Annotated in this window: 11 protein-coding genes; 6 read left to right on the forward strand and 5 right to left on the reverse strand. The window is 39.0% G+C overall.

The features are described from left to right. Positions 1–102: 102 nt before the first annotated feature. Both ACK4HO_RS04920 and ACK4HO_RS04925 read left to right on the forward strand, forming a co-directional pair. On the forward strand, positions 103–594 hold the full coding sequence (locus tag ACK4HO_RS04920) for an endonuclease domain-containing protein (protein WP_409663376.1): 492 nt from the start codon (positions 103–105) through the stop codon (positions 592–594). Further along, positions 591–1,091, forward strand: coding sequence for a DNA-deoxyinosine glycosylase (locus ACK4HO_RS04925; protein ID WP_409663379.1), 501 nt, complete (start codon positions 591–593; stop codon positions 1,089–1,091). The genes ACK4HO_RS04920 and ACK4HO_RS04925 overlap by 4 nt, the downstream gene beginning before the upstream one ends. Here the strand turns inward: ACK4HO_RS04925 and ACK4HO_RS04930 are convergent. The 3 genes from ACK4HO_RS04930 to ACK4HO_RS04940 form a co-directional block, all read right to left on the reverse strand. Continuing rightward, a complete protein-coding gene (locus ACK4HO_RS04930) occupies positions 1,072–3,381 on the reverse strand; it encodes a BamA/TamA family outer membrane protein (protein ID WP_409663382.1) in 2,310 nt (769 codons plus the stop codon). The genes ACK4HO_RS04925 and ACK4HO_RS04930 overlap by 20 nt on opposite strands. Position 3,382: 1 nt before the next feature. Then, a complete protein-coding gene (locus ACK4HO_RS04935; RefSeq protein ID WP_409663384.1) occupies positions 3,383–8,449 on the reverse strand; it encodes a translocation/assembly module TamB domain-containing protein in 5,067 nt (1,688 codons plus the stop codon). 170 nt (positions 8,450–8,619) lie between these two features. Next, on the reverse strand, positions 8,620–9,012 hold the full coding sequence (locus tag ACK4HO_RS04940; protein WP_409663387.1) for a hypothetical protein: 393 nt from the start codon (positions 9,010–9,012) through the stop codon (positions 8,620–8,622). Positions 9,013–9,336: 324 nt separating this feature from the next. Here ACK4HO_RS04940 and ACK4HO_RS04945 point away from each other — a divergent pair, with 324 nt between their 5' ends. Both ACK4HO_RS04945 and ACK4HO_RS04950 read left to right on the forward strand, forming a co-directional pair. Beyond that, a complete protein-coding gene (locus ACK4HO_RS04945; protein WP_409663389.1) occupies positions 9,337–9,867 on the forward strand; it encodes a YceI family protein in 531 nt (176 codons plus the stop codon). 722 nt (positions 9,868–10,589) lie between these two features. Then, on the forward strand, positions 10,590–17,210 hold the full coding sequence (locus ACK4HO_RS04950) for an HYR domain-containing protein (RefSeq protein WP_409663392.1): 6,621 nt from the start codon (positions 10,590–10,592) through the stop codon (positions 17,208–17,210). 144 nt (positions 17,211–17,354) lie between these two features. Here the strand turns inward: ACK4HO_RS04950 and ACK4HO_RS04955 are convergent, their stop codons facing one another. Further along, a complete protein-coding gene (locus ACK4HO_RS04955) occupies positions 17,355–18,287 on the reverse strand; it encodes a nuclear transport factor 2 family protein (protein ID WP_409663395.1) in 933 nt (310 codons plus the stop codon). A 119-nt stretch (positions 18,288–18,406) separates the two neighbouring features. Further along, positions 18,407–18,955 (reverse strand): nuclear transport factor 2 family protein, encoded by a 549-nt coding sequence (locus tag ACK4HO_RS04960; RefSeq protein WP_409663398.1) that lies wholly within the window; start codon positions 18,953–18,955, stop codon positions 18,407–18,409. 261 nt (positions 18,956–19,216) lie between these two features. Here ACK4HO_RS04960 and hemN point away from each other — a divergent pair, with 261 nt between their 5' ends. Together hemN and ACK4HO_RS04970 are read left to right on the forward strand one after the other, a co-directional pair. Continuing rightward, complete coding sequence (hemN, locus tag ACK4HO_RS04965) at positions 19,217–20,581, forward strand: oxygen-independent coproporphyrinogen III oxidase (protein WP_409663401.1); 1,365 nt, start codon at positions 19,217–19,219, stop codon at positions 20,579–20,581. A 134-nt stretch (positions 20,582–20,715) separates the two neighbouring features. After that, complete coding sequence (locus tag ACK4HO_RS04970) at positions 20,716–20,871, forward strand: hypothetical protein (RefSeq protein ID WP_409663403.1); 156 nt, start codon at positions 20,716–20,718, stop codon at positions 20,869–20,871. Positions 20,872–21,128: the final 257 nt, after the last annotated feature.

The following is a 21,128-nucleotide window of genomic DNA, read 5'->3' on the forward strand; positions in this document are numbered from 1 at the left end:
GCTGAGCCACCCCTCCCTGGAAAGGAGGGGAACTTTTGAGTGTGCTTTAAATTATTTATTATTTTTACTACAATTATAGGGGTCTAATATTTTATAATTGTGATGAAAAAACAAGACTTGAACAATAAACAAGACAAGACACCCCTCCTTGATAAGGAGGGGTGTCTCGTCCCAAGACGAGATGGGGTGGTAAAAAAACCTGTAATTCACAACCTTCCCTATTTAAAAACTTTTAGAAAAGAACTAAGAAATAAACTCACTCCTGCTGAAGCGTACTTTTGGAAGCAAATTCAAAATTCAAAATTTGAAGGTCGAAAATTTAGGCGCCAGCATAGTATTGGCAATTATATAGTTGACTTTTATTGTGCAAGTGAACAATTAGCTATTGAATTGGATGGTGATTATCACTTCAGCTTTACCCAACAGGAAAAAGATCAAGAAAGAGATTTATTTATAGCTCATTTTGGAATAATAGTACTTCGGTTTGAAAATAAACAAGTGTTTGATAATTTAGAAGGCGTTTTTGATGAAATCAAACATAATTTTAAAAACCAACTCGATTCAGATAAAATAGAACAGAAAAGCAAATCATGAAAATCTACTCCTTTCCTGCTATCTCCAATCCGACAGCTACAATATTAATCTTAGGCACAATGCCCGGGATTGCTTCGCTTTTGGCGAATGAATATTACGGACATCCGAGGAATTATTTTTGGAAGTTATTATTTACGATTTGTAATATGCCCTTTTCAACAGACTATGAAACCAAGAAAAAGCTGTTACTTCAAAATAATATAGCCTTATGGGATGTATTACAAGCTTGTGAACGACAAGGCAGTTTAGACAGTGCCATCCTCAAAGAAGTGCCCAATGATTTTAAAACCTTTCTCAAACAACATCCCAATGTAACTCACATTTATTTTAACGGACAAAAAGCCGCTCACTATTTTAAAAAATATGTTGAAACTGACGCTGCTTATACCTTAGTGACTTTGCCTTCAACCAGTCCGGCGAATGCTGGGATGTCTTTTGAAAAGAAATTAGCGATTTGGCAAGAACATATTAATCCTTTTAAAATGGATACCCAATAGCTAAATTGAATACGAGATTTTCCTTCCGCCAAGAACCGCTCCCAAAATCAATTTCATCTAATACCCATCGCTGGCCGTCTTCCAAATAAGGTTTTCGGATGGGGAACGCAAAATCGGTACGCAACAATAAAAATGATAAGTCAAATCGAAGTCCAATTCCGGTTCCAACAGCTATTTGATCCATAAATTTTTTAGAGAATTCGGCACTCGGTTTCTGAGGATTTCTATTCATCAACCAAATATTACCGGCGTCTACAAAGACCGCTCCTTTGATAAAACTGAACAATTTAGTTCGGTATTCTGTATTGAATTCGAGTTTGATATCACCCGATTGGTCGGGTAAAAAAGCACTGGCACCAGGTTCAGGAAGGTAAGAACCCGGACCAATGGAGCGCGAACGAAAAGCCCGAATGCTATTGGTCCCGCCAATAAAAAACTGCTTGATAAAGGGAAGTTCGGTCGAATTGCCATAACTATAGCCTACTCCGGCAATAATACGGCTTGCCAATTGGGATTCGGGCCCGAGTTTTATATAATGGCGAAAGTCATTTTCAAACTTGATAAACTGGCTAAAGGGTACGCCCAATACTTTAATGGTATCGCCTTGTTTTACATTGGCACTGGTGATTAAACCTGTAAGCATGGCCGATGTATCTACCGAGCCTTTATAATACAAAGTATTTTTTCGAATCGTTTCCATTGTATTGGTGTAGGTATAGGAATAGGTCGGACCAAATATCAATTGCTTTTCAATGACTTTGGCTAAAGTTGGATTGGCCGCAATTTGCTCGATGTACAAACTGGTTACATTATTCGGACTTACATAATGAATGTCGGTTACATTCAAATGGTGTTCCTTGCGGATATTTTCTTTCCACAAATAACCAAAGGAACCTTTGAAGGAATTAAGGGCGTACAGTTGTTCTCTTTTTTGGAATTCATAACCGATGGTAGCCTTAGTTTTGGGCACAAATCCACTGGAAGATTTTAATTTAAACGGCGCTATAAAACGAGGCCAAATTAAGCTCGCTTCCGACCCTATTCGATATACATTAAACCCGTTATTTTGTCCGGAAACCTGTACTTCGAGTCCGCCAAAAACGGAAACAGTAAACAATTCCGCTCCTCTGAAAGTATTGCGGTTGCTCCAATTAACGTTGAGTTCCGTTCCGGTATAATTGGCCGAATTGGTTTTTCCCAAAACTTCTACGCGGATGGATTTCTTTTTATGCGGTGTGAGATAATAGTAAGCATCCAAAACCGTATCAATCGAATCAGAAACGGTAAACTGGTTCTTCACAAACTTAAACGTGCCAAGATTTACCAATCGGTTCAGCGAAAGATTGTGATCGGTTCTGTTGTACAAATCGCCTTTAGCAAAGTAAAGCGTGCGGTCAAAGATGCGCGGATTGAATAATTTTTCTTTGTCATAAATGGTAAAATCCTTGTATTGTACAACTGCCGTGGTGTCTTTTTCAAGTTTATCCAAACGGCGTTTTCCGGTATTAATAGAATAATTAGGATAAATGATAATGTCACCGATGGTAAACACTTTTCGGGCTTTTGACGGCGTTTCGTCCTTTACTTTTACAATCAAATCGGTTTCATAACTGCCCACGGTGCTATCCACCTGAACTTTCAGATAATCGGGTCCAAAATAGTAGTAACCTTGTTCTTTGAGTCGGCCGTCAATCCGAAGGCGTTCCGCTTTGATAAGGTCTAAATCATAAGGCTCACCTTTCTTCAAAAGGGTTTTATCTTGTGTTGCTGTTACTGCTCTTCCCAGTGCGGAAGAATCCGTTGGGAATTTGATTTCTTTGATGTGGTATTGTTTTCCGGGATAGGCTGTATATTCGGTGGTGGCGCGTTTGCCTCTTTTGGTAGAATCTGCTGTGGCTGTGGCTTTAAAGTAACCTCGATTCTCCGAATAATTCTGCAATAAAAGGGTATTATATTCCATATCAACCTGACTGAATAATACCGGTGGTTCGCCTGCTTTGGTACGTAGCCAATAACGAAAACCTTTTTGTTTTTTAGGTTCACCGGCCAAGTTATAGAAAAACAATTTGACGCGCAATCCAAGGAATTTGGTATTAGGTTTAGGGCGCAATAATGCTTTGAGTTCCGTTTCCAAGGCTTTGCGTTCTTTTCGGGAAACCGTAGTGTCAATTACTTTTACTTTGCCACCTACATACAATAACTCGCCTTCAGGCAAACGCTTGGTATTGCTACAGGACGAGCCTAATAGCAGCAGTAAAAAAATAATCAAATAGCGGTTGAGTGCCTTCATACTATATTTTTTTTTCTGTTTCTTCGGTTGGTGGTTGTTCTTTCTGTTCTTCTTCTAAGGCGTCATCTCTTTTCTTTTTTCTCTTCATAGCTTCTTTTATTCTTTTCTCCTCTTCCGAACGGTGAAAAAGTTCATTGAATTTATTGTAATCCATCGTTATTATAAAAGCCACTCCGGTTTCAATTATTTGTCCTTGCAAGGCAATTTGGTATTCATTCTTGCGATAAGCTCTTAGCATATATCGGCCGTCTTTGGAGAGTTGGTAATTCAGAGAAATATCACCGGCTATATTGGTCATGTCGCGATTGGCTTGTTCAGGTCCTTCAAGTCCGAAGCTACTGCCTACAGTGACTTTTAATCGGTCATCGAGTAATTCTTTGGAAACACCCACATTCAAATCGGTGCGATTGGCTTTTTCTCCAGTAGTGTAATCATTGGAAGTTTCCAAGTCTAAATCGACTTCAACGCCTTTGATTAAATCGCCTGCGAGATTGTTTAGTTGTTGCGATAACAATTTGCTCACACTTTGACGGGCAAGGGCTTCTGTTCCGCTGCCTGCCTCACTGGCAAATGGATTTTCTCCTATAAATCGGTTTAATAGTAACAAGGCAAAGACCTGTTTGTTGAGTTCGTCCGGTTGCTGGCGCAATTGTTCCAATTTAGTTCGCGTAGTGGTTACTATTTCAGGCGAAACGTTATAATTGCCTTCGGGCAAAACAATATCAAAAGTGATGATTGGTTTTAGCAATTCGCCTTTCATTTTCAGGACGGTCTCAAAGGGGATTCGCTGTTTGTAGGTATTTCTAACAGTTGGCGAAACATTTCCCAATTGGTCGTCGAGCAAGTCAATAGGCGCTGTCTTGGTTTTATAAACTGCCTTGATATTAATATCCGCCGTAGTAGGTTCGCCGGTCCAAAGAATATAACTGCCTTCGCGGATTTCAAACTTTCTTCTGAGGAAATTAAAGGTCATATCATAGGAACCTTCTTTTAGTTCGTAACGTCCGGTCAATGTAGTTTTTCCTGATTCATCGATGCCTCCGGTAAGTTGGGCTTCGCCTTTTAATTTCAGATAATCTCCATTGCCTTTATCGATAACCAAAGTCAGTTCGGCTTCTTTATTGACTTCAATATTAACAGACACATCCATGCCTTTAAATTTTGATTTATTAAGTGAATCAAGCGCTACTGCAAATCGTTCATCTACTAGCGGCGCATCTTGGTCGATAAACTCTACGATGCCTTCTCTGTCGGCTATCGCCGGGTCGGATTGTGGTAATACTATAGTTAGTTCGGTATTTTTATTGACTTTGATATTGCCTTCCACAATTGGTTTATTGAGATCGCCGTTTACCCTTAATCGAGTATCAACAAACAGCTTTCCGTAGTACAAGTCGTTGTCTTTAGCGGTTGAATTAGTGACTCTAAAGTTATCGGCATTTATTCGCAAGTCGAAAGCATAATCGCGGTAATTGGGCGTATCGATTTTCCCTCGCAGTTCGAGGGTGTTCTTTTTGGAATCTGTCAAAATGAACTTTTTAAACACCATGCCTTCTCCGGTAAACGTCACGGAATCATTCAGCAATTCAAAAGCCGAATTGAGTGTGGTAACCGTAAAAGCGCCATTGTGAAATTGCAAATCGCCTATGATTTTGGGTTGGGCCACCGTGCCTTTGATAAGGAATTTTCCTGAAACATAACCGCTGCTTTTTGTAATTTGGTCATAAGTAAACGGTTGAATGCTCAACAAATTTAGTTTTTGCATATCAAGTTTCAAATCAAAACTTTGGTCGCCATTTCTATAAATCCCGTCTACGGTTACCTGATTTTCCTTTCCGGAAAGCGTGGCTTGAACTGCATAAGTGTTGGCTACCCTATTGTCGACTTTCAGACTGATATTCCCAATGACTTCTTTCTTAAAAGAGAAATTTTCTATCGTCAATTCTGATGTAAAAATGGCATTTGTATTGAGGTTTTCCAATCGCACTTCTCCATCAATAACACCACCAAAAGCCAGAGCTTCTTTTTGCACCATGCGGGAAAGTGTGGCAATGTCAAAATCGGTGAAATTAATCAATAACGGGGCGTTGAATGTATTCGATTGGGATTGTAACTTAACCAAACTGCCGCCATTGGTTAATAGAAAATCATTGGCATAAATTCCATTCTTCCCCAATTGAATCCGATTGTTTTCAGTGACGGTCCATTTTTCATAATTCAGCAATAAGTCTTCGGGCGACAAATGAAATTCGGTATTGCCGTTAATGGCTTTCAAAGTTCCGGCGACTAAGTATTGGTCTTTGTTTTTATCATCAAGCAATTGCAATCTATAGCCCAAGGTGTTGTCTTTTATGACACCTTCCACTGAAGTACCCGGCAAACGGAATTGGGCGTTTTTCACTTCATCAATAAAAATATTATAGACTAAAGCGTTGTCTTTTGTATCAATATTAATCACGGCATTGTTAATCGTACTCGTCTCATAGACCAATTTTGGTATCGTAGCCTTGACCATAATAGTATCATTAACGCTATTGTATCGGCCTTTGATACTGATGGGTTGCAGTTGTGTAATGGTTGGGAATAGTTGCGTAATAACCTTATCGTTGCTGACACTAATATTAAAATCAAATCGCTGTGGTGATGTTGGTTTTTTCTTTGCCGAGGGTTCCCTATCGTAATAATTCGCAACCGAATTAGATACCGCTGTTACCACTTTACTCAATTGGTATTGGCCCTCCATATTGGCTTCTAAGAGTTGGGATTTTATTTGCAGTGAATTCTTTTCAGCGGTTGCGATGGCGGTGATATTGATGGAATCTAATTGGAATTGCTCTTTGTTATTGGAAAAAAGCAAATGATGCACTGCTATCTTTCCGTTAAGAAAATCGGGATTGGCTGTGGTTAGATTGGCGTCGAGTTGCCCCCTTACTTTTAAGGGTCCGGTGTGAAAGTTTAGCTTTTCTAAATCGGCCATAGCCAAATTTAATTGCAACTTTACTTGTGGATATTTTTCTTTAAAACTGCCTTCGGAAACCATATCAAATTCGAGATTCGGGTCGTTGCTGTTGGCTGTGGCTTTGTAATTGCTTTTAGCAATCGTTCCTTTTAGGGCTAGATTTTGATAAGTGTAATCGTTGAAAGTACCTTTTCGCATGAAGCCATCAATATTAGCCGAAGCTGTTTTTGGATTCAGTCCGTTGCCTTTTATTTTGGCTTTGGCGGTAACTTTGCCTATCGAATTGTCTTTGATTAATTTTCCCATGTCAAAATTATTGAGTTCGGCAACGCCATTGTATTGTTCTCTGTTTTTGTATCGGTAATCGAAACCAGTTTTTATTTTGGCACCACCGAAACTGCTGTTCAGCACCAAATCGGTATTGAAATTATCTAATTTCCCTTTGAAAGTGCATTTAAGACTCATGCGCTCGGGAAACTGTATGTTGGTTGGAATTAGCTCATCGCCTAAAACCCTACGAACATCTTTGGCGCCCAATTGCAGGTATTTTATGTCGAGGTTATACCAAGCTTTTAAACCATCAGGTAAGCCAATAATTCTGCCGCTTGCTACCATATTCATCGTTCCTATGCCGCTGATTTGTACTTTGGGAAAAATAAGATCTCGGAGATGACCTCTAACCTGTCCGTTGATTTTGGCAATAGCATTTGGATTGTTTTTAAAGAGCGCTACTTCACTCACTTCGGGTGCAAATATCAAGATGTCTTTAACAGAAACGCGACTTTGCTGAAAATCGGCATTGATTCCAAGTATTCCGGGATTGGCTTGCAGTGCTTGTATTGATGGGTAATTAACTGCTACTTGGTTGCGAAGTAAGGTTTGTGGTGTTTCTAAATACAGATTTTTCAGTTGTACGCCACGAGGACTATAAGTAATATTGCTGCGAAAAGCTTTGACATCAAGACCACTTTGCTCTTTTACGGTAAATGATTTGATATTCCCGGACACAACTTCGTTAGCATATTTTAGGTTATTGGCTTCGAGTTGGAGTTGGTTTATAGTCAAATGTCGGTAATCGATACCGCGTTTCATCCGCACAGTATTTTCATCATCAAAACGGAAATCAATCTGTTTTAGGCTCACCTTATTCAGGCTCAGTTGCCAATTGGGCACCGCTTGCGCCGGAAGTGTATTGATGTCGAGTTTTCGGTCATATTTGCCGAGTGTTAGTCCGCCTTTTACACCTTCTAATTCAAATCGGTCGATGGTTATTTTTTGCTTTTGTAAATTGGTTTCCTCAAAGGCAATATAAAGTTTTTCGAGTGAGACACCGCTGTTCAATCGTGTTCCGGCATTGTCGTAGCTTACGCTTATTTTGGTCAATTCGACTACGCCTAGTTTTATTTTTAAATCGGGTCGTTTCTTTATCAAGGAATCAGCAATCACGATTGTTTTGGTCGTTATTTCTCGGAGTAGTTCACCTTGTTTTAGTTTTACTTTTAAGCCGTTGAGACTGATTTTTGGGACTTCAAAATCCATTTTATCCAAGTCAAATACTTTCATTCGCGTATCAAAATGGGTCAGCGATACGTTCAAATTATTTTTGGTAATCGCATCATCAAAATGAACTCGGATGTTATCTAAGTTGACATTATGGATAGAAAATTTGGTTTTCTTTTCGGATTTTTTAGATTCCTTTGAGGCAAAAGCGTCAATGATATAATCGAAATTGAAAACCGAATCTTTATCGCGGTTTACATTGGCTGTGATGTTTTTGAGGCTGATGGAATTGATTTCGACTTCATCATCAAACAATTTAAAAAGGCTGATATCAACCGCTATTTTCTCTCCGGCAAGTAAAGTATCACCTGACTGACTTTGGAAATAAACCTGTTCGAGTATGACTTTTTTGGGGAGACCAATTTTGATTCTGCCAATACTGACCGGTGTGTGTATTTTGCCTTCCAGATAAGCTACCGCTCTTTTTTTAAGGCTATTCTGCACCGCCGGAACTTGGATTAATAACACCACAAGAAGAATCAGCCCGATAATAGAAGCTATTATCCAGCCGGTTATTTTTAAACCTTTCTTCACGTATTTATGTAACATCACCTTGTTTGTGTATTGAATAATAGCGCGTTACTGAAACAGTATTAGTTAATTTATTACGGGTTAATGTGTTCCTTACACAAATTTGGCACTAAAACTTGGGATAAGCCTTACAGTTGAAAATTGTTTTTTTACATAATTCGCACATCTGAATTGGTTACAAGACGGTTTTAAATTCCCCAAAGTTCCACTTGCGGTTTTGTACTGCTGGTTATCCCGATGGATTTATAGCTGAAATCAATTCGCTTGATTATTTTTTTACCACCGATAATCATGGCATTGGTTTCTCCGCCGCTTTTGATTACTTGATGGATATCGACTCTTTGCAAACTACCATCATCAAAATAAATATCAAAAAATTCAAAATTTATTGCCGAGTTGTCAACCTTTATTTTTATGGACCCAAAACGCTTTGTTGAGGATACCAGAATTTGACCGGTTTCATTTTTGAATTCGATACTCGTTTCTTCTATTTTGCGCCATCCACTTGCGATTTTTGTACTTTGTGCTAAGAGGGTTGAATGGGTTGTCATCAGTAGCAGTACAATCAGGAATCTTTTCATTTTCTTTATCTTTAATGGTTTAAATGATAAAGTAAGGGTATAATTAGAGAATATAAAGTTAGACAATACATCTTCAAAAAGATTATATCCATTTATGTATTTGTTGTAGTATTCCGTTAGGTAAAACAAAAAATCGAGAGCAAGTCCAGCTGTTGCTTTAGTTCAAAAACGCAAAACCACTTCTGTCTTAGAATGTGCCCGAATGTATTTATAAAAAGCTTCACAAACCATTGCCACTTCTTAATCTAGATTAAGTGCTCCATGCTTTCACCCTGCTTACCTTTGTTGTATTGAAAATAACATTAACTATAAATAACAAAAAAAATGGCAAAAGCTAAGTGGGCAATCGACCCTACACATTCAGAAATAGGTTTTAAAGTAAAACACATGATGTTTACTAACGTATCGGGGAAATTCAATTCATTTGAAGCCGATATTCAAAACGAAGAAGAAAATTTCGAAACCGCTACAATAAACTTCTCTGCAGAAGTGAATTCCATCAACACCGGAAATGACGACAGAGACAATCACCTGAGAAGTGCGGATTTCTTTGACATGGAGAAGTTTGGGAAACTGACTTTTAAAAGCACCGATGTTAAAAAAGTAAACGAAGGCGAATACAAAATCAGTGGTGATTTGACTATTAAAGACGTGACCAAAAACATCACTTTAGAGGCTGAATACAGTGGTTTAATGAAAGATCCTTGGGGAAACACTAAAATCGGTTTGGCGTTAAATGGTAAGATTAATAGAAAAGAATTTGGCCTAACTTGGAATGCCGCATTAGAAACCGGTGGTGTATTGGTGGGTGAAGACATTAAATTAAACGCCGAAGTACAGTTTGTAAAACAGTAAGGTTTGATTGCTTAGTGACGAAATCGCAATGTACAAAAGGGGCTTATTAAATTGGCTTTGTCCCACTACCTCAGCCATTTGATGATAATTATATAACAATTAGAAAAAATTGTGCAACACAACATTGATTAAAAAATGCCAAATTTGTTATAACAAAAAACCAATGTTATTGGGTCAAGAGAAGAAGTTTTCACCAAAAGCCCCTTTTTGGTCCTAACCAATAACAGCAATGCTATGACATAAAGGAAAAACCGTCACGAGGGATCGTGGCGGTTTTTTTTTTGCTTCATTCTTGATTAACTATAGCTTTGAAATTTATGTTAGTTCTATAAAACCATTAACGTTTGTTCTACAAAATATTGTCATTTTAACGGCTATAAAATGTAGTTTGTCGGATTTTTTTTGTTTAACCATTAAAGTATTGTTAAATTTATTTTCAGAATTAAACAGCTGCTTTAATTCCATTTCATTCTGTTAACGAAAATCAATTTCCTCCATAAATTGATGCTTGATTTCGTTTCAACCTACATTTTTTTTCGCGTACCTACTAATGTTTGTTTGGACACTTTTGTGTTTGAATTGTTCCTCACATCGTCATTTATTCTTCTTTTGAAGAGTGAAATTATATTCTATTGTGCATTGGGAAAAAACCGAAAATCCCTTCAAAGAGTAGGTAAACTAAACTAACAAACATGGCAAAACTACACCCAAACATTTTTTTAATGACCTTATTTTGTTTATTCATAATAAACAAATCAAGTGCTCAAACTATCATTGAGCCCGGTCCTGAACATTATGCCGCTAAAGCTTCATCTTCGAAGAACAGTATTACACCAATTATTAAGACAAACACAAATACTGCCGAACAATTGAATAAAGCATTCAATTTGAGTAGCAGATCTAACACTAACGTAGCCCAATCTACTGCTGTTAACTGTTACATTCCACCAGATGCCACTTATACTAATTTCCCCGGAAATGATGATGGTTCAGTTGGAATTGCATTACCATTTCAATTTAGTTTATACGGAACAAACTATAATACTGTTTTTATCAATAATAATGGAAATTTAACCTTTACAGCTCCCTCCGGTTCATTTGATCCGGTTGGTTTTCCTACTAATACACCAATGGTTGCCCCATTTTGGGCAGATGTTGATACTCGAGTAGGAAACACCGTAAAGTACAAAGTAAGTCCAACAAGATTAATCGTTACATGGCCGGGAGTCGGTTATTATAATCAAAATGTTAGCAAGCTGAATACCTTTCAGGTAGTAATAACCAATGGGAATGATCCTTTGATAGGATTAGGAAATAATGTTGCCTTTTATTATGGCGATATGCAATGGACTACAGGAGAAGCAGCCACAAATGGCGGTATAGGAGGTTTTGGAGGAGTTCCTGCTACAGCCGGAATTAACAAAGGAGATGGTATTAACTTCATACAGATTGGTCGCTTTAATCAGAATAATACCAATTACGGCGGACCATTAAGTGGAACAAGCGGTATTAGTTATCTTGACTTTGGCTGTTATCCGTTAACTGCAGGTTCACTTACTAATTTACAACCGGCAGTCTCAGGAGTTCCGGCTAATAATACTATTAATATTGCTTGTGGAGAAACCGGCACTATAAATTTAACTGCCTTGCCACCCGAAGTCGGTCAAAACGTTTCAGTGGTGGTTAATACCGGAGGATTGTGTAATACTACACAAACTACGACAAGCGGGACTTCTTCTAATGCAACGGTTTCCATATCCGGTGCCGCTTGTAATCAGGGAACACATAACATTAGTTTTGTTTTTACTGATAATTTCAACCCTTCTGCGAGCACTACTGTAAATATCACTGTTATTGTAGGTACAGCACCTGTCATTACTTGCCCATCCAACATCATAGTATCAAATACCTCAGGACAATGTGGTGCCAATGTATCTTTTGCAGCAACCGCAACAGGTAATCTGGCACCAACATTATCATACTCTCCGGCCTCTGGAAGTTTCTTCCCTGTAGGAACAACCACAGTAACGGCTACGGCGACCAATGGTTGCGGAACTGATACTTGTACCTTTACGGTAACCGTAAATGATACGGAAGTGCCAACTATAAATTGCCCTGCCAATATTACGGTTAGTAATACCCTAGGACAATGTGGTGCTAATGTTACTTTTGCAGCAACGGCTTCAGATAATTGTGGTACTGCTAACTTAAGTTATAGTCCGGCTTCGGGTTCAACCTTTGCAGTAGGAACTACAACAGTAACCGCCACCGCCAATGACGGCAACGGTAATACAACTAGTTGTAATTTTACTGTAACGGTTAATGACACTGAAGCGCCAACCCTAACTTGTCCTTCTAATATAACTGTAGGGAATTCGCCGGGTCAATGTGGTGCCAATGTTACTTTTGCAGCAACGGCTTCAGATAATTGTGGTACTGCTAACTTAAGTTATAGTCCGGCTTCGGGTTCAACCTTTGCAGTAGGAACTACAACAGTAACCGCCACCGCCAATGACGGCAACGGTAATACAACTAGTTGTAATTTTACTGTAACGGTTAATGATACCGAAGCACCCACTGTAAGTTGCCCGGCTAACATTGTTAAAAACACCAATACACTTTTAGCTTCCTACCCGTTAGAAAATTCATTAACGGATGCCGTGGGAGCTTTTGGTCCGGTTACTTTAGCAGGAAGTACAACTGCTCCAACAACCGGAAATCCTTTGTGCTTGAATGGAATATACAGTTTCAATGCTAATGGACAAGATGCTACAACACCTATTATCAGCAGTTTAAACACTTCTAATTTTATTATGAAAGTTGACTTTAAATTGTCGGGATATCCGGCATCCGGATTAAGATTCCCTATCGTATTAGGAGGAAACTCTTTCCGATGGTTTGGTTTTTATGTAAATTCATCCCAACAGGTCGGAATTAAATACAATAATTCTAATACGCTATTCTCTACCAAAACATTGGCCCTAAACCAATGGTATACCGGTGAATTAGTTTACACTGCCAATACTGCCATTTTAAAAATAGATGGTGTTGTGGTTATGAGCACACCGCTACCTGCATTGGTAACCGGTGGAAATCTGAATTTCACTACCAATGACTATAGCAATGGTAGTGCTTTTAACGGTTGCATCAGAAACCTTGAAATTTACAATCGTTCCAATGTAGGCTGTGGAAATATAGTTAATTACACTACTCCAACTGGAAATGACAATTGTGCGGGTACTAATGTTACACAAACTTCAGGTTTGAGTAGTGGTTCGGTATTCCCGGTAGGGACTACAACCAACAACTTCCAAGTGACAGATGCAAACAACAATACCAATACCTGTAGTTTCACCGTTACGGTTAATGACACAGAAGCGCCTTTCTTGGGCGTACCTAATACTATAGTTGCCAATAACGATACCGGTGCTTGTGGAGCCATAGTTAATTATATAACTCCGGTTGCTACTGATATTTGTACGGTAACTACTGTTCAAACCGCTGGTTTAGCAAGTGGTGCATTGTTCCCGATAGGTACCACTATTAATACTTTTCAGGCTACCGATGCCTCCGGAAATGTATCCATTAACAGCTTTACAGTAACGGTTAATGATACGGAAGCACCAACTCTTACTTGTGCACCAACAGTAGTTGTGAGCAACACACCCGGACTTTGCTCGGGTACTGCTACACTAACAGCACCTGTTGTTACAGATAATTGTGCTGTTGCTCCGCAAATGACCCTTAACGGAAGCTTTGCCTCTGGTGGTGACAATTGGAACCAATGTGGCAATAATGTAGAAGCTTATGGCACAGAAGCCGGATATGGTGGCTCTGACCCTTTTAACGCCGTAGCTGAGATTGATCATGAGCCGGTAACACTTTGTCAAAGCATTAGCGGTTTTGTGGTAGGTCAAACCTATCAGCTAACTTTCAGAGCATCCAGAAGATCAGGTGCCCCGCCAACAGTAGGGACAGTAATTACTCTAGATGGTGGAGCTTTAAATACCACGGTTAGTCGTTCTAATGGTGTTTTCAGTTTAACACCTGAAACACTCACCTTTGTGGCTACACAAACTACGCACCAATTAAAATTTGAGCCTTCAGCCGGATGGGGTGATACCGTTGGATTCATTATTGATGATATTGCAATCAATCGTCAATTCATCAGCAACAATGCTCCGCCAACCTTCCCGTTTGGAAATACTACCGTAACTTGGACTGCTACTGATGCTTCCGGTAATACGGTTTCTTGTAATCAAACGGTAACCGTTAATGATACAGAAGCACCAACAATTGCGTGTCCGGCCAATATAACTGTGAATAATACCGCCAATCAATGTGGTGCTAATGTTAGTTTTACTGCTACCGCAAGTGATAATTGTGGAACAGCTAACATTACTTACACTCCAGCCTCGGGTTCCTTCTTTGCAGTAGGAACAACAACCGTTACTGCTACTGCTGATGACGGTCATGGCAATACAACGAGTTGTAATTTTACCGTTACAGTAAATGACAATCAACCACCGGCAATTAACTGTCCCGGAAATATAGATGTTGATATGAATGCCGGTGTTTGTGGTGCTACAGTTACTTTTGCAGCTACGGCTTCAGACAATTGTGGTACAGCTAACATTACTTATAGTCCGGCCTCAGGTTCATTCTTTGCTGTAGGTACAACAACTGTTACCGCTACTGCAGATGATGGTCATGGTAACACAAGCAGCTGTACTTTTACGGTAACCGTGGATTTGTTAGATCATGTCAACTTACAATGGCCTCCTAATGCAACCATTTGTCCGGGTGGTTCTTTTACTGCTTACGGACAAGTTTATGAGCCAAATGTAACCACTGTTAATGGCCAACAAGGCGCTAACATTGAAGTACAATTCGGTTACAATTCTTCGAATACTAATCCTTCAACCTGGTCAAATTGGTCACCGGCTTCGTTTAACCAATTTGGTGGTGGACCAAATAATGATGAATACTTTTATAACTTTAGTTCAAACGTTCCGGGTACTTATTATTATACTTTCAGATACCGACAAAATGGTTGTACTTGGCAATATGGCGGATTCCGACAATGGGATGGTGGTACCTGGGATGGTACCAATAATGTAAGTGGTGTATTGACCGTTCAATCTTTGGATTGGGCTAACTTACAATGGCCTCCAAATGCCAGAATTTGTCAAGGTTCAAGCATGACCGCTTACGGACAAGTTTATGAAGCGGGTGTAACAACCGTTGGAGGCGCACAAGGTGCCGGAATTGATGTTCAATTTGGTTACAGCACCACCAATACTAACCCTTCAGGTTGGTCAAATTGGTCACCGGCTTCCTTTAATCAATTTGGTGGCGGCCCTGCTAATGATGAGTACTATTATAATTTTACTCCACCAACCAGCGGAACCTATTACTATACTTTCCGTTACCGACTTAATGGTTGCTTATGGCAATATGGCGGTTACACTAGCGCCGGTGGTTACTTTTGGGACGGAACCAATTCTGTAAGCGGAAGACTTATAGTTGACCCAACAACTGTTGGAGGAGCTGTAAGTGGCGGTACTTCAATTTGTCCGGGGGAAACCAGCGCTTTGCTGACTCTAAGTGGTTATACGGGTGATATATTAGGATGGGAGAGTTCAACATCGCCATTCTTAAGTTGGAATCCTATTGGTAACAACAACAATACTTATACATCTGGACCTTTGTCTGAAACTACAAAATTCAGAGCTATTTTACAAAGTGGTGTGTGTTCTTCAACTCCATCAGCTGATACCACGGTAATCGTTTACCTGACTTATCCGTTCTATGCTGATAACGATGATGATGGTTATGGTGCCGGTGCATCAGTAATGTTATGTTCAGATGATGCTAATAATGCTCCGGAAGGATATAGTGTTGACGGAACCGATTGTGATGATACTTTGGCAGACCGACATGAAACCTTCCCGTTCTATGTAGATGGTGATGGTGATGGTTATGGAGCCGAAGGTTCTACTGCGGTTCAATTGTGTGCCGTTGACGGAAACACGCCACCGGAATCAAACTATTCTGTAAATGATGATGATTGTAACGATTTGGTTTTTGAAATCAATCCGAGTGTTGCCGAAATACCTTTTGACAATATTGACAACAACTGTAATGGTACGTTGTATGATGGTCATCCGCTAATTGTGGTGCATGTTCTTTCTCCAAGTTGTGGAGGCATCAATCACGGTTTGAATAATACCATCAATTGTACAGAGATTTATTTAGGCGCAGGCTATGTGATTGGTTACCGCTTTAAAGTAACTAATTTGTCTACCGGACAAGTTGATTACGTTGATACGGTGCAACACCACTTCAAATTAACAGATACTGATATTTATGCTTACGGTACTTCTTACTCTATTCAAGTAGCAGCCATTGTTAATGGTGAAGTACAAGGCTATAACGGCAGTACTTGTACACTGACAACAACCAACGTTGCGACAACGAAAGTGGTGAATTCTCAGTGTGGTTCAACACTGTTGTTTATGAATTCTACTATCAATGCCAATTCGGTGAATTCTGCGATTTCCTATCGTTTTAGAGTAGCTCGTGCTGATGCACCAACTATCTACTATTACACCGGTGAGCGTAATTTACCTAACTTTAATTTGACCATGCTAACCGTTCCTGTAGGTTTCTTAACTTATGATACGGAATACAAAGTGGATGTTCAAATCAAAATTAAATTGGCTAATATAATCGCCTGGTCACAGTTTGGACAAGTTTGTTCCATCTTTACGCCTGTACCGCCAACCTCTGCAATCATAACCTCTCAATGTGAATTGGTAGCAAGCAGTTATACACAAGTGATTAATGCCACTCCTTTTGCAGGAGCCACGGTTTATCGCTTCTTGTTGACGCATTATGATGAATTTGGGGAATTAGATTATGAGCAATATCAAGATAGTCCAACGCCTAACTTTACGCTAAGCATGTTTACCGGACTACTTCCTGATACCACTTATAATGTTGCGGTATCTATGCAATTGTATGGTACTTTCGTACCTTATGATAAAGAATGTACCATAACCACTCCAATGGCAGCTAGAATAATTGAAACAACTGCTTTCAAAGCTACCGTTTATCCAAATCCGTATACCAACAACTTTATGATTGAAGTTAAAACGGCTGATGCAGCCTTAATTGACATCAAAGTATACGATATGGTGGGCAGATTGGTTGAACAGAGAACTGTAAAAGTAAGCGATTTAGAAAAAGCGCCTATTGGAGAAAGATATCCTTCGGGTGTTTACAATGTGATTGTCTCTCAAGGCGATAACATACAAACTGTTCGTGTAGTAAGACGATAAAACCATTTAACTAAAAACCAAGAAAAGGCATTCCGTTTGGAGTGCCTTTTTTTATGCTCTGAAATTCACAAAATATAAACCCTAAAAAAAACCGCCTCAATAATATGAGACGGTTTTTTACTTTAAATTTAAATACTTTTGAAACTATTTTTCCTCTAAAATCTTAGCACTATAGTAAATTACTTCTCTGGATATTTTTCCTTTATCATTAAAATTGTGAATGTAAAATACCGGTAAAGTGATGGCTTTTTTATCTGATTTTCTGATTAGTCTGAAGTCCCACCAAGACAAAACCGAATCTGCATCGCCTAATTCGTAATGCAAATAATCGGGATAACCTACAACGTCAATGCCAACCACTTCAAACTCTTTTAAGAATTTTTCATCATTGGCTTTTTGCTCAGTTAACGTAAAAGATTTATCCCTTGGTGAATTGATGTCTCTAAAGCGACAATCCTCGGCATAAAAATCATAACAAGCCTTAAAATCTTTGTTTTCAAAAGTATACAGCATTTTTCTAACACTGTTGATGTACTCATGGTGATTGTAGATGGTTCCGTTTTTTCTTTCTACAAAGCTGTCGCCTATTTCATCAAAAATACTTTCGTTCATGTAATCTATCATGGTTTTGATTTTGTTGTCTTTGTTGAGCAAAAACATCCGGTGAATGGGCATGTCTATTTTAACACCGGTTTTTTTGTGCATGCCTTTTAAGTCATCCCAAGTTTGTACCCACACTTCGTCTTTATCATTGTCTTTTTTGTATTCTAAAGCATCCGGGTATGCTCCCGGCGAATTAGTAATACTTAAGTAATCAAACTCCGCTTTCCAAAATCCGACGCTTTTTAAGAACTGCGCTTTGTCTTGGCCTTTGTCATTTTTATTGACTGAAACGCCATTAAAGGCTTTAAAATCATCTGCTAAATACGTGGCCACTTTTTTCTCATCACCGGCTACCATGGCTTTGGTCATTTCTTCGATTACTTTAATCGAGGGATGGTCAATGTAAATAGTTCCGTTGGTTTTCTTTTGGGCAAAGACGATACTTGAAGTAATCATCAATACCAGGGTAATCATTGTTTTCATTTCATGTTTTGTTATTGGTTTAGTTGATTGCTCTTTTGATTTATTTTGATTGATGAGATAGATTTAGAGATAAAAAAAACGCTGAACAGTAACTATTCAGCGTTTTGTATTTATTTTTTCTTTGGCAAAGCAGCTTGAACCGGCACTCTGTCAACAAAATGACTAACTTGGTCTATCTTGTCATTTTCATCAAAATGATATAAAATATGCATCCATTGGGTCATTGAAGAGCCGCCTTTATATTTGGCTGTTACTTCATACCAAGACATCAGCCATACACCCGGAGCTTCCATTTGTTGGGGTTTGTTGATTTTAATTGGGAACCAAATATCGTTCTTGTAACTAAGTGTTTCAATCACATTGGCTCTGCGATCTCGCCAGAACTTGTCAATAGCAGCTTTGCCTACCAAACTGTCACCGCCGTTCCAATAATATTTGGCATTATCAGCATAATCGGCCATCCATCCGTCAACATCACCGCTGGCTAAGGCAGCCATGTGTTTTTTACCGATTTCGGTATACTTGGCGTCAGCAAATTCAGCCGGTTGTTCGGCAGCTGGTTCGTCTGTTGCGGTCGGTGCTGTAGGTTCTGCAGGAGCTTCTTTTTTACATCCTAAAAAAAGGACAATTGTAAACGCAATAAAAATTAGTTTTTTCATAAGGTAAAGGTTTTAAATTGATAGTATTATTAAATTTTAAAAATTACCATTATGCGAAAGCAGGTCAGAATAGTGGAATAAATTTACAAATAAAATCGGTTAGTTGCTTTTCAAAAAACACTTATTTTTAAACAAACTAACTGATTTTCAATATCTAAGAATACAAAGAATGAAAGTTGCATAGGAATAATTGGCACATATGACAATTGTCATTTTTATTAGAAAAAACTCCAACTACTTTTGTCCTTGTAAAGTAGTGTTATGTCTGTTTCATTAGTCCAAAAATATAACGTTCCCGGTCCGAGATATACCAGTTATCCGACAGTTCCCTATTGGGAAGAAGCTTCATTTTCTGCGAACCAATGGAAGGAAACTTTTATACAAAGTTTTAACGAGAGTAACGCTACTGAAGGCATCAGCTTGTATATCCATTTGCCTTTTTGCGAAAGCTTGTGCACGTTTTGCGGTTGCCATAAAAGAATTACCAAACGACATGAAGTAGAGAATCCCTATATAGAAGCGGTTTTAAAAGAATGGCAATTGTATTGCGATATACTTCCGGCCAAACCCATTATCAAAGAAATTCATTTAGGCGGCGGAACGCCTACCTTTTTTTCGCCTAAAAATTTAGAACAATTAATTTCCGGTATTCTCAGCAAAGCCGAAAAAACAGCTGAATATGAATTCAGTTTTGAAGGCCATCCCAACAATACTTCACGGGAGCATTTGCAAACGCTTTATAACTTAGGATTTCGCCGAGTGAGTTTTGGCGTGCAGGACTATAGCGAAAAAGTACAAACTGCTATCCACAGAATTCAGTCGTTTCACAATGTGGCCAAAGTAACTTTTTGGGCCAAAGAAATAGGCTATACCTCCATTTCACACGATTTGGTTTTTGGCTTGCCGTTTCAGACATTAGAGAATATTATTGACACCATTGAAAAAACCAATTCGCTTTCTCCAAACCGATTGGCATTTTATAGTTATGCGCATGTGCCATGGATTAAAGGCAACGGCCAACGCGGATTTAAAGACGAAGACGTGCCAAAAGATGAAGAGAAACGCAAGTTGTATGAAGTGGGGAAAGCCTTGTTATCACACAAAGGCTATCACGAAATTGGGATGGATCACTTTGCCTTAAAAGACGATGCGATGTATAACGCTTTCAAAGCCGGAAAACTCCACCGCAATTTTATGGGCTACACGGCTTCTAAAACCCAATTGATGATTGGTTTGGGTGTTTCGTCTATCAGCGACAGTTGGTATGCTTTTGCCCAAAACGAAAAAGAGCTGGAGACTTATTACGCTCGTTTGGCCAACAACGAATTACCCGTTTATCGTGGGCATGTGTTGACCAATGAAGATTTAATCATTCGCCGACATATTCTAAATTTGATGTGCCAATTCAACACTTCTTGGCAAAATGACGATATGTACTTTGAAGAGCTGCCTGAAGTATTGGCCCAACTCCACGAAATCGAGCTCGACGGTTTGCTACAGATTAAACCCAACAGTTTGGTCGTGACCGAAAAAGGCAAAGCTTTTGTGCGCAACATCTGCATGGCATTCGACTTGCGATTGAAACGCAAAACACCTCAGACACAGTTGTTTTCGATGACGATTTAGAAGGTTGTAGGTTGTAAGTTGTAGTTTTACTTCTTTTCCCTTTTCCCTATATAAGTGCTTCCGCTGCCTTCTTAACTCTTTCCGCATTCTTCTTGATGCTTTCCGCTACCTTCTTAACTCTTTCCGCGTCCTTCATGCTTCTTTCCGCCGTTCCTTTACTTCTTTCCGCTGTTCCTTTACTCCTTTCCGCTGTTCCTTTACTCCTTTCCGCTACTTCTTTACCTCTTTCCGCCGTTCCTTTGCTTCTTTCCGCCGGCGGAAAGCCTTATCAACCCGGCGGAAAAGCATAAAACGATGAAATGACAAGAAAAAGTAATGGATAACTTTTTTACAGGGTTATAAGGAATACTATTGAAAGGAATTATTTATATATTTGAATGATGAGGCTGATTTATTGTATTTATCAGGTAGTTAGTGGCAATGCCTAAACACCAGTAATGAAATACACGAAAAAGAAAATCATTATCTCAATTGTTTCAGTCCTATTATTAATAATGGCGATGTGTTTTATTAATTTAAGTAACTCAATTTCTGAATATTATTCAAC

Source organism: Flavobacterium sp., assembly GCF_046296355.1.
Classification (GTDB): domain Bacteria; phylum Bacteroidota; class Bacteroidia; order Flavobacteriales; family Flavobacteriaceae; genus Flavobacterium.